Annotated in this window: 16 protein-coding genes and 1 tRNA gene; 11 read left to right on the forward strand and 6 right to left on the reverse strand. The window is 57.3% G+C overall.

Annotated features, from left to right (window positions below):
* Positions 1-6 precede the first annotated feature (6 nt).
* The 5 genes from BQ8290_RS08810 to BQ8290_RS08830 all read right to left on the reverse strand — a co-directional run bounded on the left by BQ8290_RS08810 (position 7) and on the right by BQ8290_RS08830 (position 3,285).
* Positions 7-237: a biotin/lipoyl-containing protein gene (locus BQ8290_RS08810; RefSeq protein WP_108789392.1), complete on the reverse strand. Its 231-nt coding sequence runs from the start codon at positions 235-237 to the stop codon at positions 7-9.
* Complete coding sequence (locus tag BQ8290_RS08815) at positions 238-1,224, reverse strand: pyruvate dehydrogenase complex E1 component subunit beta (RefSeq protein WP_108789394.1); 987 nt, start codon at positions 1,222-1,224, stop codon at positions 238-240.
* Complete coding sequence (locus BQ8290_RS08820) at positions 1,224-2,192, reverse strand: thiamine pyrophosphate-dependent enzyme (RefSeq protein ID WP_108789396.1); 969 nt, start codon at positions 2,190-2,192, stop codon at positions 1,224-1,226. Before BQ8290_RS08820 ends, BQ8290_RS08815 begins: the two co-directional genes overlap by 1 nt.
* A gap of 47 nt (positions 2,193-2,239) precedes the next feature.
* Positions 2,240-3,004, reverse strand: a complete 765-nt coding sequence (locus tag BQ8290_RS08825; protein ID WP_108789398.1) for an SDR family oxidoreductase — start codon at positions 3,002-3,004, stop codon at positions 2,240-2,242.
* Positions 3,005-3,210: 206 nt separating this feature from the next.
* Positions 3,211-3,285, reverse strand: a tRNA-Thr gene (locus BQ8290_RS08830).
* Between the two features lie 102 nt (positions 3,286-3,387).
* On the opposite strand from BQ8290_RS08830, the gene BQ8290_RS08835 reads away from it, so the two are divergent.
* The 11 genes from BQ8290_RS08835 (at position 3,388) to BQ8290_RS08885 (ending at position 13,448) form a co-directional block, all read left to right on the forward strand.
* The gene (locus BQ8290_RS08835; RefSeq protein WP_337661254.1) at positions 3,388-3,537 is read left to right on the forward strand and encodes a hypothetical protein; all 150 of its coding nucleotides are present in this window, start codon (positions 3,388-3,390) and stop codon (positions 3,535-3,537) included.
* Between the two features lie 68 nt (positions 3,538-3,605).
* Entirely contained in the window at positions 3,606-4,292 is a 687-nt protein-coding gene (gene gpmA / locus BQ8290_RS08840; protein ID WP_108789402.1) for a 2,3-diphosphoglycerate-dependent phosphoglycerate mutase, read from the forward strand.
* Between the two features lie 7 nt (positions 4,293-4,299).
* Positions 4,300-4,794 carry a 5-(carboxyamino)imidazole ribonucleotide mutase gene (purE, locus tag BQ8290_RS08845; protein ID WP_108789404.1) on the forward strand — a complete coding sequence of 165 codons (495 nt, stop codon included), beginning with the start codon at positions 4,300-4,302 and terminating at the stop codon, positions 4,792-4,794.
* Positions 4,794-5,882 (forward strand): 5-(carboxyamino)imidazole ribonucleotide synthase, encoded by a 1,089-nt coding sequence (locus BQ8290_RS08850; protein ID WP_108789406.1) that lies wholly within the window; start codon positions 4,794-4,796, stop codon positions 5,880-5,882. Before purE ends, BQ8290_RS08850 begins: the two co-directional genes overlap by 1 nt.
* A gap of 13 nt (positions 5,883-5,895) precedes the next feature.
* Positions 5,896-6,399 (forward strand): dihydrofolate reductase, encoded by a 504-nt coding sequence (locus tag BQ8290_RS08855; protein ID WP_108789408.1) that lies wholly within the window; start codon positions 5,896-5,898, stop codon positions 6,397-6,399.
* Complete coding sequence (locus BQ8290_RS08860) at positions 6,399-7,607, forward strand: membrane dipeptidase (protein ID WP_108792189.1); 1,209 nt, start codon at positions 6,399-6,401, stop codon at positions 7,605-7,607. The genes BQ8290_RS08855 and BQ8290_RS08860 overlap by 1 nt, the downstream gene beginning before the upstream one ends.
* The gene (locus BQ8290_RS08865; RefSeq protein WP_108789410.1) at positions 7,607-8,533 is read left to right on the forward strand and encodes a bifunctional riboflavin kinase/FAD synthetase; all 927 of its coding nucleotides are present in this window, start codon (positions 7,607-7,609) and stop codon (positions 8,531-8,533) included. The genes BQ8290_RS08860 and BQ8290_RS08865 overlap by 1 nt, the downstream gene beginning before the upstream one ends.
* A complete protein-coding gene (locus BQ8290_RS08870; protein ID WP_108789412.1) occupies positions 8,530-9,579 on the forward strand; it encodes a glycerophosphodiester phosphodiesterase family protein in 1,050 nt (349 codons plus the stop codon). The genes BQ8290_RS08865 and BQ8290_RS08870 overlap by 4 nt, the downstream gene beginning before the upstream one ends.
* Before the next feature lie 40 nt (positions 9,580-9,619).
* On the forward strand, positions 9,620-12,505 hold the full coding sequence (gene ileS / locus BQ8290_RS08875; RefSeq protein ID WP_108792191.1) for an isoleucine--tRNA ligase: 2,886 nt from the start codon (positions 9,620-9,622) through the stop codon (positions 12,503-12,505).
* Positions 12,505-13,035 (forward strand): signal peptidase II, encoded by a 531-nt coding sequence (lspA, locus tag BQ8290_RS08880; protein ID WP_108789414.1) that lies wholly within the window; start codon positions 12,505-12,507, stop codon positions 13,033-13,035. Before ileS ends, lspA begins: the two co-directional genes overlap by 1 nt.
* Positions 13,036-13,037: 2 nt before the next feature.
* Positions 13,038-13,448 (forward strand): DUF3035 domain-containing protein, encoded by a 411-nt coding sequence (locus tag BQ8290_RS08885; protein WP_108789416.1) that lies wholly within the window; start codon positions 13,038-13,040, stop codon positions 13,446-13,448.
* Positions 13,449-13,507: 59 nt separating this feature from the next.
* On the opposite strand, the gene BQ8290_RS08890 is transcribed toward BQ8290_RS08885, so the two are convergent.
* Positions 13,508-14,821 (reverse strand): CNNM domain-containing protein, encoded by a 1,314-nt coding sequence (locus tag BQ8290_RS08890; RefSeq protein WP_108789418.1) that lies wholly within the window; start codon positions 14,819-14,821, stop codon positions 13,508-13,510.
* Positions 14,822-14,900: the final 79 nt, after the last annotated feature.

Raw genomic sequence — 14,900 nt, forward strand, 5'->3', positions numbered from 1 at the left:
GGATGATCATCCAATTGTTCCGACAACGTCGCCAACTTTGTATTTGACGCCCTCTTCGCCGGTCGGGTGGATCACACCGGACGCTTGCGCTTCGATCTCCACCGTCGTTTTGTCCGTTTCGGCGGTGTAGATAATATCGCCGGTCGCAACTTCTTCCCCATCAGCGAACATCCATTCGGATAAGGTGACTTCGGTTGCGCTCATACCCAATTTTGGGATGCGAATTTCTTCGGCCATTTACGCTTTCCCCATCGATGCTTTGATCTGGCCGACAATCTCTTCCTTGTTGGGGATCCACGCCTGTTCCAGATGCGAGGCGAACGGCACAGCGGAGAATGTTCCCCCGACCCGGCGAACTGGTGCCTTCAAATTATCCCAGCATTTCTCTTGGATATTGGCGGCGATTTCTGCGCCTGTGCCGAACGGACGAACCGCTTCGTGCAAAGTGATCGCCCGGCCAGTTTTGTTGACGCTGGCGAGAACGGTTGCCTCATCATACGGTGCGATCGTGCGCAGATCGACGACCTCGACGCTGATGCCTTCCTTTTCCAGATCAGCAGCAACCTCCAACGCATCCAGCACCGTGCGACCATAGGTGATGAGCGAGATATCGGTGCCTTCTTTGGCCACAGCCGCTTTGCCCAAAGGCACGCGATAGCCAACGCCGGGATCCTCGCTGGTCAAACCATAGCAAAGGATGTTTTCGATAAAGATCACGGGATCATTCGCGTCGATCGCAGACCGCATAAGGCCGCGAGCATCGGCAGCGTTCGATGGGGTAACCACATGAATCCCTGCGACATGAGCGAACCATGCCTCCAACATATCGGAATGCTGGCCGCCAAAGCCGACGCCCACGCCGGTTGTTGTGCGGATGACGATCGGGCACGGGGTTTGACCGCCTGACATAAACCGCAATTTCGCCGCGTGATTGACGATCTGATCCATACACACGCCGACAAAGTTCATCAGCATGATCTCTGCGATAGGGCGATGCCCGGCAAGCGCCGCACCGACCGCCGCACCGATGATCGCCGTTTCGGAAATCGGCGTCGCTCGGATCCGGTTCTCACCGTATTTTTCGGTCAGACCGGACGTTACTTTGAACACGCCCCCGCCCTGTTTCGCGGAAACATCCTCGCCTAGGCAGAAGACACCAGCATCCTCGGCCATAGCTTCGTCAATGGCGAGATTGAGCGCCTGCGTCATGGTAATTTCGGCCATTATGCGGTCTCCTCAAGCACGTCTTTGTAGATTTCATCGGTATCCGGCAGCGGCGCATCCAGCGCATGTTGGACCGCATTGTCGATTTCCGCGTCAATGTCGGCGACGATCTTGTCCAATTCCTCTTCGGAAAATTGGCGTTCCAACATAACCTTGCGCAGTTTCGGCAATGGATCTTCGGCCGCCATTTCCGCGAGGTGTTCCTCGGGCATGTAAGAGAAATCCGATCCAAAGAAGTGGCCCATCATGCGGTAGCACATGGCCTCCACCAAAACCGGACCTTTGCCAGAACGCGCATGCGCCACAGCCTCTTCCATCGCGGGATAGACTGCGTTCACATCGTTGCCATCGACTTTAACGCCTTTCATCCCGTAACCGGCGGCGCGGGTGGAAATGTCAGGACTGTCGGTGTGATCGGCATAGGCGGTGTGTTCGCCGTACCGGTTGTTTTGACACAGGAAGACCACTGGCAATTTATAAAGCTGCGCCATGTTCATCGCTTCGTGGAAACCGCCAATATTGGCCGCACCATCGCCAAAACTTACCAGTGTCACTTTGCCATCGCCGCTGTTCTGGCTGGCCATGGCTAGGCCGTTGGCAATCGGAATGCCGGATCCAACCACACCGGTCGTTACCATGATGCCGGTGTCAGGATCGGTGATGTGCATGGTACCGCCCTTACCCTTGCAAGTGCCGGTCGCTTTGCCAAGGCATTCACCCCACCATTTCTCAATCGGAATGCCTTTGGCTGTTTGTTCGCCTTGTCCGCGATACGTGCAAACGACGTAATCTTCATCATCAAGCGCCGCCATCGCGGCAGCCGAGACGAGCTCTTGTCCGCGCACACAGTAATACATCACTGCGACCTTACCCTGCATCAACAAGGCCCGGAATTTCTCATCCGTGCGGTTCACCTTCATTGTGCGAGTGTAGATATCGAGAAGCTTGTCGCGTTCGATTTCAGCCATGGAAATGGGCCTTCCTTAAAGAGAAGTGAGTGTCTGCGTAGCGTGGCTTAGAATTGAACCCGTTGGGTGAAGCCGCCATCAACCACGATGTTCGATCCGGTCATGTATGGTACGGCCGGGCTCGCGGTGAAGACGATGGCGTTGGCGACCTCTTGGTCATTGCCAAACCGGCCCATCGGCATCTTGGCCAAGGTCCCTTGGAACAATTCGGGCATCGCGCCTTCGATCACTTCCCAATTGCCGCCCGGATAATAAATGGCGCCGGGTGAGACACAATTCACGCGGATCCCCTGAGGCGCGAGCGCCTGCGACAATTGCGAACCGTAAGTGATTAGCGCGGCCTTCATTGCGTTGAACGCTTGGGGTGCGATGAAGGTTTCAAGCGCAGCGGTTGAGCTCATGAAAAGGATCGAACCGCATGACGAATTGGCCAGATGCGGGGTCAAAGCCTCAACCCCGTTCACCGCGCCCATAATGTCGAAATCCAACGTCGCCTGCCAATCGCCGGTGCCGCCGGTGCCCGACGTGGACGCCGTGTGGATGAAGATATCGCACCCACCCAGCTCTCCGGCGGCTTTCTCCAGCCATGCTTTATAAGCGTCGCCACCACCGGCCATATCGAACACTTCGGCAAAGACCTTGCCCGGCCCTTCGGCGTCGATCGCAGCTTTGGCCGCTTCGATCTTGTCTTCCTTGCGGCTGAAGAAGGCGACATCCGCGCCTTCCGCTGCGAACAGTTTGAGCGATGCGAGACCCAGCCCGTGTGCGCCGCCATTCATAATGACTTTTTTGCCTTTAAGTCCCAGATCCATAACTCGCTCTCCTGCTCAAATGTGTGTTGAGAAGGGGATAGCCGAGAGAAGCACGCACGCGCACTCGTCAAAAGTGGGGGTATGAAAGGAAAATCGCCTGACCCATCGGTTGCGCCATGATCGCGTTCTGGGTCGCGATACAGGGCTCAAACAGACGCTTACGACCCCAAGCGGGCGGTTTCGTTTCGATCTGGGTGGAAATGGAATGGTGCCACGAGAGAGAATTGAACTCTCGGCCTCACCCTTACCAAGGGTGCGCTCTACCACTGAGCTACCGCGGCGCCTGTCCAAGACGCGCGCCTATCGTTGGGTGCGGGCCTCTTGTCAAGCTAAGCTTGATGGCCTGCTTGAATGAAAGCCCACTTAGCGGCAAGGCGTTTCATATGAGTGAAGATAAGAACAGCGAAATGACGCGCGAAGAGCGCTTGGCGGCCAAGCTGCGCGAAAACTTGCGGCGGCGAAAGGCGCAGGGGCGCGAAATGAAGATCGAATCGGCGGAAAATGACCTTTCCAAGGGCGGCCGCGAAAGCTAGATCGCTAGGAAACGCGGCGGCACGCATAAGAGCAATCGCTCTTACACGCCGTTCGCTATGGAGAACACATGCCCAAATTGATCCTCGTCCGCCACGGCCAAAGCCAATGGAACCTTGAAAATCGTTTCACCGGCTGGTGGGATGTCGACCTGACCGAAAAAGGCGTCGCCGAAGCGAAAGCCGCAGGCGTTTTGTTGGCCGAAAAAGGCGTTGTGCCTGACCTTTGCTTCACATCGGTTCAAACCCGCGCCATCAAAACGCTCAATCTCGCATTGGAAGAAATGGGGCGTTTGTGGATGCCGGTGGTCAAGGACTGGCGCCTGAATGAACGGCATTATGGCGGCCTAACAGGGCTCAACAAACAAGAGACGCGCGAAAAGCACGGCGATGAGCAGGTCCACATTTGGCGCCGCAGTTTCGACACGCCGCCGCCTCCGATGGAAGCGGGCAGCGAATACGATCCGGGCGCGGATCCGCGCTACGATGGAATAGATGTTCCCAACACCGAAAGCCTTAAGCTGACGATCGAGCGCGTTTTGCCCTATTGGGAAGAAAACATCGTACCAGCCTTAGCCGCGGGCAATTCGGTGATCATTTCTGCCCACGGCAACAGCTTGCGGGCGCTTGTGAAACACCTCTCTCAGATCTCAGATGAGGATATCACCGGCCTGGAAATTCCCACCGGCCAACCGATCATCTATGAGTTTGACGACAATATGGTGCCGGGTGAGCGGTATTATCTAAAGGACGCTTGAGGCGCATATGGCCAAGGATAACAACGGCAAAGTCGCCATCGTCATGGGCAGCCAATCGGATTGGCCCACGATGCGGCTGGCCACAGAGATTCTGAGCGAGCTTGAGGTGGAACACGAAGCGCGCATCGTTTCTGCCCATCGTACACCCGACCGCATGAACGCTTTTGCCAAAGGTGCTGAGGGCGAAGGCTTTGATGTCATTATCGCCGGCGCAGGCGGCGCAGCGCATTTGCCCGGGATGATCGCGGCGATGACGCACCTGCCGGTTTTGGGTGTCCCCGTTCAATCCAAGGCGCTTTCGGGCATGGATAGCCTGCTTTCGATCGCGCAAATGCCCGCCGGGGTGCCGGTTGGCACGTTGGCAATTGGCGATGCAGGCGCGAAAAACGCCGCTTTGATGGCGGCTGCGATACTCGCTTTGTCCGACGAAGGTTTGTCCAATCGCCTTCAGGATTGGCGCGCGGCGCGCAGCAATGATGTGGCGGAGGCTCCGGTCGATTGATGGCGATCACCGCTCCTCTACCCCCCGGTTCAACAATCGGTATTTTGGGCGGCGGTCAATTGGGCCGAATGCTCGCCATGGCCGCGGTTCAATTGGGCTATCGCGTGATTGGCTACGCCCCTGCGGGTGACAATGTTGCGATCAGCGCTTGCGATGATTTTTTTGAAAACGGCTGGGCCGACACCGCCGCATTGGCCGCGTTCGCCAGCAAATGCGATGTGGTGACGTGGGAATTTGAGAATGTTCCCTTGTCCACTGTGGATGCCATTCCCGAAAACTTGCTCGCCGCTCCGCCTAAAGCGTTGATGATTGCGCAAGACCGACTCAACGAAAAGCGCTTTGTCGAGGAACTGGGTGCTACATGCGCGCCCTATATGCGGGTCGAAAGCGAAGAGGATTTCGCCAAAGCGGTGGACAGAGTCGGCACACCAGGCATCCTTAAAACCGCGCGCGATGGCTATGACGGAAAAGGCCAATGGCGCATTTCTTCCGCGCACGAAGTCGAAGGGATTCGTTTCCCCGGACGCCCGTGCATCTACGAAGGCATGGTCAATTTCGAAGCGGAGTTTTCGGTCATCCTAGCCAGAAGCAGCGATGGCCAAGAGGGAGGAAACATCCGCATATGGGATTCATCGGCCAACACCCATGATGGCGGGATGTTGGTGAAATCGGTGATCCCTGCCGGCAGCATAATCGAGAGCCAAGTCGAAGCGGCGCGGAACATCGCCCGGAAAACGGCGGACGCTCTGCAATATGTTGGTGTGCTCACGCTGGAATTCTTTGCAACCAAAGACGGCCCGGTGTTCAACGAAATGGCACCCCGCGTTCACAATTCGGGGCACTGGACAATCGAAGGCGCCGCGACGAGCCAGTTTGAAAACCACATCAGAGCCATATGCGGATTGCCCTTGGGCGGAACAGAAACCCGGTTTGCCAGCATTGATATGCGCAACATCGTGGGCGAAGATGCCCTATCCGCACATGAAATATTGGCCGAAGATGGGGAACCGCATTTGCATCTCTATGGCAAACGCGAAGCCCGCGACGGGCGCAAAATGGGCCATGTTACGCGGGTCGCGCACGGTTAAAGCCGCACCGCGAATGGATCATACCATCACCCTTATCTATGCCCGTGCGGCGAACGGCGCGATCGGCCACGAAGGCAGCTTGCCCTGGCATCTGCCGGCGGATTTGAAGCGTTTCAAAGCGCTGACGATGGGTAAGCCAATGATTATGGGGCGCAAAACTTTTGAAAGCCTGCCCGGTTTGCTTCCCGGTCGGCGTCACATCGTTTTAACTCGGCGCGACACATGGAACAGCGATGGCGCCGAAGTCGCACGATCCGTTCAAGAGGCGCTGTCATTGGCACAAGAGGGCAATGAAACGGGCGAAATACCCGTTGTGGGCGGCGCAGCTATTTACGATGTGTTTCGCCCCTTGGCGCAACGGATCGAAGTCACTGAAATTCATGCCGATTATGCGGGCGACACATTCATGAAGCCTTTGGGCGATGAATGGCGAGTAACAACACGCGAAGATCACGACGCCCAAGGCGATAGGCCCGCCTATTCCTTCGTCACCTATTGTCGGGATGGCGACGAGTGATCCGGAAATTCCTTTTGGGGATCGCGCTGATTGTGATCATCGGCGCGTCGGCTTTTTTCATATTCGCGCCGCGTATTGTCGACAGTGACATGAACGGTATCGATGGCGCGCCGCTGCCCGCCGTCACCGCAGAGGCGCAAGCTTTGCACGCCACGCTTTCCATTGTTGATTTGCATTCCGATACGTTGCTTTGGAAACGCGATATTTTGGAACGTCACGATTACGGCCACATGGATATGCCGCGGCTCCGCGATGGGAATGTCGCATTGCAGGTATTCTCCAGCGTCACCAAAACGCCAAGAAACCAAAACTACGACAACAACAGCGCCGATGGCGACAATGTCACGGCGTTGGTCGTTGGCCAATTGCAGCCGCCGCGAACATGGACGTCGCTGCTCGAACGCTCTCTCTTTCACGCGCAAAAACTTGATGAAGCGGCTGACGAGACCGGGTCTGGCATTGTTAAAGTCCGCGCCGCCGGAGATGTGGCCGACCTTTTGACGGCTCGCGCTGCGGATCAGGATGCAGTCGGTGCCTTGTTCAGTGCCGAAGGATTGCACAATCTCGAGGGGGAACTGAGCAATCTAACAGTGTTGTACGATGCGGGATTGCGCATGGCGGGCCTGACGCATTTCTTTGACAATGATCTGGCCGGATCCATGCACGGCGAAGGCAAAGGCGGCCTGACCGATATGGGCCGCAGCGCAGTCCGCGACATGGAAGAGATGGGCATTATAGTCGACATCGCGCATTGCAGCGCGGCCTGTGTCGATGACATTTTGACCATCGCGCGACGCCCGGTTGTCTCCAGCCATGGTGGCGTACGGGCCACATGCGATGTGAACCGCAATCTCAACGATGATCAGATCCGCAAAGTCGCCGAAAATGGCGGGATCATTGGCGTTGGATATTGGGAGGGCGCGGTTTGCGACACCTCCCCCCAAGCCATTGTCCGCGCGATGCAACACATTCGCGATCTTGTCGGGATAGAGCACGTCGCTCTTGGCAGTGACTATGACGGAACCGTCCTGGTCCGGTTTGACACCGCAGGATTGGTGCATATCACTCAGGCATTGATTGATGCTGAATTCACCGAAGACGAAATCCGCGCCGCAATGGGGGGCAACGCCCTTCGATTGATTGAACAAGGGCTGATCCCGATGGCCGATCTCCCCGATGAAACCACCAATGACGAAGAGGATAGCTGATGCGCTGGCTCGATCATCGCGAACCAATCGCCGATGCATTGCGCGGCGCCGTCATTGCGCTGGGCAATTTTGACGGTTTTCATATTGGGCACCAAACGGTCGCCGGCGAAGCGATCAATTGGGCGCACGAAGAGGGCCGCCCGTCCATCATCGCCACGTTCGATCCCCATCCGGTCCGCTTTTTCAAACCTGATGCGGCCCCTTTTCGCCTGACAACGTTGGAACAACGCCAAGAGCTGTACACCGGCGCCGGGGCGACCGCGATGTTGGTCTTTCATTTCGATGCGGAACTGGCCGGGACGAGCGCCGAAGATTTCATCACCGAAATCCTGATTGAACGGTTTGGCGCGCATGGTGTGGTCACCGGCGCCGATTTCACCTTTGGCAAAGGCGCAAAAGGCAACGTGGAATTGCTGCGATCCTTTGGTGGCGAACACGATCTGAAATCGCGCGTGGTCGATGCCGTGGAAGGCGATGGCGCGATCGTATCATCCAGCCGCATCCGAGACGCATTGCGCGAGGGCGATCCCCAATTGGCGGCGCAATTGTTGACCCGTCCCTTTGCCATTCGCGGCATTGTCGAACACGGCGACAAACGCGGCCGCACTATCGGATATCCAACCGCCAATCTTGCGGTCGATAAATACCTGCGCCCCAAATATGGCGTGTACGCCGTGACAGGTACCGTGCTGGCCACGGGTGAGGTTTTAAAGGGCGCGGCAAATATTGGCATCCGCCCGCAATTCGAACCGCCCAAAGAGTTGTTGGAACCCTATTTCTTTGATTTTTCCGGCGATCTGTACGGCCAAGAAATCGAGGTCGCGTTTCACCATTTCCTGCGCGGAGAGGCGAAATTCGACACCCTTGATGGTTTGATGGTGCAGATGGAACGCGATTGCACCAAGGCGCGCGAGCTGTTGGCGTGAAGCGCTTTATCTATTGGGGCGGCTTGCTGTTCGCCCTCGCCATTCTGATCCTGTCCGTGACCAACGCCAGTTGGCTTGCACCTGATCCCGTGGGCGCACCCAAAATCATCACCCATCGCGGCATCCACCAAATGTACGACAAAACCGGGGTGGAGCGGGACACATGCACCGCCGACCGAATCGACGCGCCCTATCACGACTACCTCGAAAACACCGTCCCCAGCGTTCTGCGTGCGCAAAAATTGGGCGCGTGGATGGTCGAAATTGACATCGCCCCGACAAAGGACGGGGAATTGATGGTCTTCCATGATTGGACGCTTGATTGCCGCACAAACGGCACAGGGCCCATCCGCGACGCCACTTTTGAAGAGGTTAGCGCGCTGGATATCGGGCATGGCTACACCGCAGATGGCGGCGAGACTTTTCCCTTTCGTGGGCGATTCGTCGGCGCGATGCCAACATTGAAACAAGTGGCCGCCGTGTTGCCAGTGCGGGGTCGTTTGATGATCAATTTCAAATCGAAGGACCCCGCAGAAGCGGACATGGTTGCCGCCGCGATGGAGGCTATCGGACGCGATCCGGTCGAATCGGGCGATGGTTTTTACGGAAATGCCGGCCCTATCGACCGTATTCGAGAGCTCTATCCCGAAATATGGTCATGGAAGCCGGATGCGGCAAAAACCTGCTCCCAAGACTACATCGCCTATGGCTGGAGCGGATATTTGCCTGAAAGCTGTCGCGGCGAGACGATGTTGGTCCCGCTCAATTACCAATGGGCCTATTGGGGTTGGCCCAATCGATTGATTGCGCGGATGGAAGAATATGGCGGCAATGTCATCGTCATTGGCCCGGTTGCGGACAATTTGCCGCGTGGTCTGACCCTGCCCGAACAACTCACTGAAATACCCGATTCTTTTAACGGTTATGTCTGGGTCGAAGACGCGATTAATATCGTTCCGGCGCTGATCCAACGCTTTGATGACCGCACCCAAGAAGAGATCGACGCGGGCGAAGCTGCATTGGATCGGCGCAGAGCTGCGCAATGAGGGTTTATTGCTGGGCGCGAATGTCCTAACGCGCGCGTCTATGTCTGACAGCAATCAGAGCGCAAACGAGCGCGACCTCAAAGATACCGTCTTCCTACCCAAGACGGCGTTCCCCATGAAAGCCGGCCTTCCGCAGAAGGAACCGGGCATTGAGGCGCGCTGGCGCGAGATCGATTTGTACAGGCAAATGCGCGAAAGCCGCGCTGGGCGTGAGAAGTTTATCCTTCACGATGGCCCTCCCTATGCGAACGGCGATATGCATATCGGCCATGCGCTGAACCATATCCTCAAGGACATGGTCTGCCGCACGCAAAACCTGATGGGCAAAGACGCGCCCTATGTGCCGGGCTGGGATTGCCACGGCCTTCCGATCGAATGGAAGGTTGAGGAGAAATACCGCAAGAAAAAGCTCAACAAAGACGAAGTTCCCGCAAAGGAATTTCGCGCCGAATGCCGCGCCTATGCGCAAGGGTGGGTGGACACTCAGCGTGAGCAGCTCAAACGGCTTGGCATCATGGGCGATTGGGACAATCCCTATCTCACCATGGATTTTCAGGCTGAGAGCACAATTGTCGCCGAGCTGATGAAATTCGCCGAAGCGGGCAACCTTTATCGCGGTTCAAAGCCGATCATGTGGTCGCCGGTTGAGAAAACCGCTCTGGCGGAGGCTGAGGTTGAATATGAAGACCTAACCGACAGCCCGCAGATTGATGTGGCGTTTGAGATTACGGAATGCCCGAATGTACCCGAACTGGTCGGCGCGCATGCGGTGATCTGGACGACGACGCCTTGGACGATCCCGGTTAATCAGGCTTTGGCCTATGGGGCAGATATCGACTACCTCCATGTCGCCGAACTTGATGAGATGGCCGAAGAAACAGGCCGTCGGTTCCTCGTGGCCCGCGAACTCTACGACGCATTCCGCGCTCGCGTAAGATCACAGGGCGATCCGCAGCAGAATTACGCGACGTTGGGCTTTTATATTGGCTCCGACCTAGCCGGAGCCAAAACCCGCCACCCGATGCATCATCTGGGAGGGTTCTACACCAAGCCCCGCCCTTTCCTCGAAGGCGATTTTGTCACCACTGAGAGCGGCACCGGCCTAGTCCATATGTCGCCCGATCACGGCGAGGATGATTTCGACCTGTGCAAAGCCAACGGCATCAACCCCGTCTTCGCCGTGATGGATGATGGCCGTTACCGCGATGATTGGGCGTGGCTGGGCGCCGATGATGTGGATGCGGATGGCAAAGCGCGCCGCCGCGCGGTCATCAACAAGCCCTTCAACGCGCCCGATGGCCCGATCTGCAACGATCTGCGCGAGGTTGGCGCATTGCTTTCGGCCTCCGCCGATTACGCGCATTCCTACCCGCATTCATGGCGTTCCAAGGCCAAGGTTATCTATCGCTGCACACCGCAATGGTTCGTGCCGATGGACAAAGAACTCGATGGAGGCGGCACGCTGCGTTCGCGCGGCATGTCCGAAATCGACCGGGTCGAATTCGTGCCGGAGAAAGGCCAAAACCGCATCGGCTCTATGGTCGAAGGGCGGCCCGATTGGGTGCTCTCGCGCCAACGCGCATGGGGTGTGCCGATCACGCTCTTCCTGAAATCGGGCACCAGCGAATATTTGGCAGACCCTGCGGTCAATGCACGCGTCGTCGCCGCGGTTGCCGAAGAGGGCGTCGATGCATGGGAAGAGGCGCGCAAGGCCGAATTCCTCGGTTCGGACTACAACCCCGACGATTACGACATGGTCATGGACATCCTCGATGTCTGGTTCGATTCGGGCTGCACCCATTCCTTTGTGCTGGAGTCTGGCCGCTGGCCTGACCTGCAATGGCCCGCCAACCTCTATCTCGAAGGGTCGGATCAGCATCGCGGTTGGTTCCAATCTTCGCTTTTGCAAAGCTGCGCCACGCGCGGCCGCGCGCCCTACGATCAGGTTCTCACCCACGGATTCACGATGGATTCCAAGGGCAAGAAAATGTCGAAATCGCTCGGCAACACGATCAGCCCTCTGAAAGTGATGGAGCAATACGGCGCGGACATCGTCCGGCTCTGGGCGCTCAGCGTCGATTTCACCGAAGATCACCGGATCGGCGACGAAATCCTCAAGGGTGTCGGCGATCAATACCGCCGGTTGCGCAACACGTTCCGTTATCTGCTTGGCGCTCTCGATGGCTTTATCGGCGATATGTCGGACAGCGGAGAGATCCCCGAGCTGGAATTGTACGTCCTATCGCTGCTCAGCGAATTGGACGGGAAACTGCGCAAGGCCGCAACCGAATACGATTTTAACACCTACACGCGTTTGCTCGTCGATTTCTGCAACGAAGATTTGAGCGCATTCTTCTTCGATATTCGCAAAGATACACTCTATTGCGATGGCCCCGACAGCACGACCCGCAACGCTTATCGCACAGTGCTCGATCTGTTGTTCCACGCGCTCGTCCGCTACGCGGCGCCGGTTCTGGTCTTCACTGCAGAGGAAGTGTGGAAGACCCGATATCCCGAAGACGATCAGGCGGATGAAGATGGCAAAGTGGGCAGCGTCCACTTGCTCGAATGGCCCAGCGTTCCTGCCGTGCCAGCCGACCGCGCAAAATGGGACGCTCTGCGCGCCTTGCGCGAACGCGTGACCGAAGCGATTGAGCCGCTGCGCCGCGAAAAAGTCATCCGGTCCAGCAATGAGGCCGTTGTCAGCGTGCCAGCCAATGCGGTTCCGGATGGCGTGAGCGATGAACAACTTGCCGAGCTGTTCATCACTGGGAAAGTCACACGCGTCGATGGGGATGAAGTGACTGTTACCAAATCCACCGATCACAAATGCGGCCGCTGCTGGCGCTTGCTCCCCGACGTTGCCGAAGATGGTGCGTTGTGTGGACGGTGCGACACCGTCGTTAGCGCGATGGACACCGCCTGATGGGCAAAGTGTTCACCCCATATCGCCTCATCGGGCTTGGCTTTGCCGCGTTCATTGCGGTGATCGATCAGATTGTGAAATGGTACGTGGTTGGCCCGCTCGACCTGCGCAATGTGCGCAATATTGAGCTGCTCTCCTTCTTTGACCTCACTTACACCGAGAATCGCGGCATATCGCTGGGCATGTTGGAAGCGACCAATATGGAAATGCGCTGGCTGTTGGTCGGATTGACCGCGGTGATCGCCTTGGTCGTCCTGATTTGGATGATGCGAGAGAAGTATTTGGGCGACATTCTGGGTCTGTCGATGATTTTGGGCGGGGCGATTGGCAATATTCGCGATCGATATCTGCTTGGCTATGTCGTGGATTACGCCGATTTGCACATCGGCACATTCCGCCCATTCCTAATTTTCAACATTGCCGATGCGGCAATCACCATCGGCGTCGTGATCATCCTTGCGCGCAGCCTTTTCATAGGCGACAAGGACGACAAAACTACGGGCGAAAACACCGTCCCTGCGGAGATTTGAATATGCGTAACCTGAAAACAGCAATCCTGCTTGGCGCTGGCTGCGCGATGCTTGCCGCATGCGGTGGCAGCGGTATCTTTAACCGCGATCGTCCCGATGAATTTGCAGTGCAGCGTCAGGCCCCTCTGGTGGTTCCGCCTGATTTCTCACTCACGCCGCCTGCGCCGGGCGCACCGCGCCCCGCCGAAGGAACGGCCTCTGAACAGGCTCTTGAGGCGCTTTTTGGCGGACCAGCCGCACGCAGCGATATTGAAACAAGCGCGCTTGACCGCGCCGGCAGCGCCGCACCAGGCATCCGTTCGCAAGTCGGCGATCCAGGAACGAACATTGTCGCCAAAGGCAGCGTGACGCGCGATATTATCGCCGCTCCCGAAGGGGATGGGCAAGCCGCCCAAACATTGATCCCGTCGTAATTGAGGGCCCCATTGCGGGGTGACAGATGAGGCGGTTGCAGCCTTAGACTGGGCTGCAATCAGTCTTCGCTGGGTTCTTCTGCGATCTTGCGCGCCAAGATTTTATCGATCCGGCGGTTGTCCATTTCGGCTATTTCAAATCTCCAACCTTGGTCGGTGAAGCTTTCGCCCACCAATGGCAGCTTCTTCATCACCGACAGCGCATAGCCCGCTGCGGTTCCGAATTCGCGCGTCTCGCCATATTCCAAGCCAAGCCTGTCGGCGAGCCCATCGGCAGAAAGCGCGCCCGACACCAACAAGGATCCATCGGTGCATTCGATGATCTGTGGCGCGTCGCCTTGGTCTTTATCGCTGGCAAAGTTACCCGCGATCGCGGTCAGCAAATCGACCGGTGTGACGACGCCTTCGAAATGGCCGTATTCATCGTGAACAACCGCCATCGCCGTGTCTGCGGATTGCAAGACGCGCAAGGCATCCATCGCATCCAATTGGTCCGGCACCACTTCGGCTTTGTGCATCATCTTGCGGATGGAGACGGGCTCTCCCGCGACAAGTTTGGCCAAGACTTCGCGGACTTTCACAATGCCCAAGATCGCATCGGGCGACCCTTCTGCGACAGGTAAAAGCGAATGCGGACTGTCTTCAATTGAGGCGCGGATTTGCGATTTGTCCGCGTCCGCCTCAATCCAATCGAGTTCGGTGCGCGGCGTCATCATTTCCCGCACTGGCCGTTCGGCAAGGCGGACGACGCCGGTCAAAATCTGATGCTGTTCCGCCTCGATCACCCCGGATCGTGTTGCATCTGCAAAGATCATCTGAAGCTCTTGCGCGGTCAACGATTGCTGCCCCTTTGAACGAATTCCAAAGAGGGAAATGATCCCAGCCGATGATGTGTCCAAGACCCAAACCAACGGCGCGGCGACTTTTGCCATCAACGACATCGGCCGGGCCATAATCACCGAAATCGGAACGGCGTTGCGCAGGGCGAGCTGTTTCGGGACGAGCTCCCCTACGACCAAGCTGAAATAGGTTGTGACCGCAATGACAACGACAAAGCCGGCCTGTCCCGACATATCTTGAGGCACGCCCAATCGGGCCAAGCGTTCCCCGACCGGCGTGCCAAGACTTGCCCCGGAATACGCGCCTGCGATGATCCCGATTAAGGTGATCCCGATTTGAACGGTTGAAAGGAATTTGCCGGGGTCCGCGGCCAATCGCACCGCAATGCCCGCACCAGCCGACCCGTTGTCATGCCGCGCCTTAAGCGTGCTGGTCTTTGCCGAAACGATTGCCAATTCGGACATGGCAAAGACGCCGTTGAGCACAATCAGCCCGGCGATGATGAATAAGTCTGTCCAAGGAAACGGGGTCACAATTATCGCGCTAGCACAAATGCGCTGTCTTGCCAGCCACGTCTTGTCAGCCGCCGCTGTAAACTTGTGAGATTGGCCT

Source organism: Erythrobacter sp. Alg231-14, assembly GCF_900149685.1.
In the GTDB taxonomy this organism is placed as follows: Bacteria; Pseudomonadota; Alphaproteobacteria; order Sphingomonadales; family Sphingomonadaceae; genus Erythrobacter.

Bases quoted from the DNA above. Each gene is read 5' to 3' on its own strand.
- BQ8290_RS08820 (WP_108789396.1), bottom strand. From the start codon at position 2,192: ATGGCTGAAATCGAACGCGACAAGCTTCTCGATATCTACACTCGCACA.
- gpmA (WP_108789402.1), top strand. From the start codon at position 3,606: ATGCCCAAATTGATCCTCGTCCGCCACGGCCAAAGCCAATGGAACCTT.
- ileS (WP_108792191.1), top strand. From the start codon at position 9,620: ATGTCTGACAGCAATCAGAGCGCAAACGAGCGCGACCTCAAAGATACC.
- BQ8290_RS08825 (WP_108789398.1), bottom strand. From the start codon at position 3,004: ATGGATCTGGGACTTAAAGGCAAAAAAGTCATTATGAATGGCGGCGCA.
- BQ8290_RS08835 (WP_337661254.1), top strand. From the start codon at position 3,388: ATGAGTGAAGATAAGAACAGCGAAATGACGCGCGAAGAGCGCTTGGCG.
- BQ8290_RS08885 (WP_108789416.1), top strand. From the start codon at position 13,038: ATGCGTAACCTGAAAACAGCAATCCTGCTTGGCGCTGGCTGCGCGATG.
- BQ8290_RS08810 (WP_108789392.1), bottom strand. From the start codon at position 237: ATGGCCGAAGAAATTCGCATCCCAAAATTGGGTATGAGCGCAACCGAA.
- BQ8290_RS08865 (WP_108789410.1), top strand. From the start codon at position 7,607: ATGCGCTGGCTCGATCATCGCGAACCAATCGCCGATGCATTGCGCGGC.
- BQ8290_RS08815 (WP_108789394.1), bottom strand. From the start codon at position 1,224: ATGGCCGAAATTACCATGACGCAGGCGCTCAATCTCGCCATTGACGAA.
- BQ8290_RS08855 (WP_108789408.1), top strand. From the start codon at position 5,896: ATGGATCATACCATCACCCTTATCTATGCCCGTGCGGCGAACGGCGCG.
- purE (WP_108789404.1), top strand. From the start codon at position 4,300: ATGGCCAAGGATAACAACGGCAAAGTCGCCATCGTCATGGGCAGCCAA.
- BQ8290_RS08850 (WP_108789406.1), top strand. From the start codon at position 4,794: ATGGCGATCACCGCTCCTCTACCCCCCGGTTCAACAATCGGTATTTTG.
- lspA (WP_108789414.1), top strand. From the start codon at position 12,505: ATGGGCAAAGTGTTCACCCCATATCGCCTCATCGGGCTTGGCTTTGCC.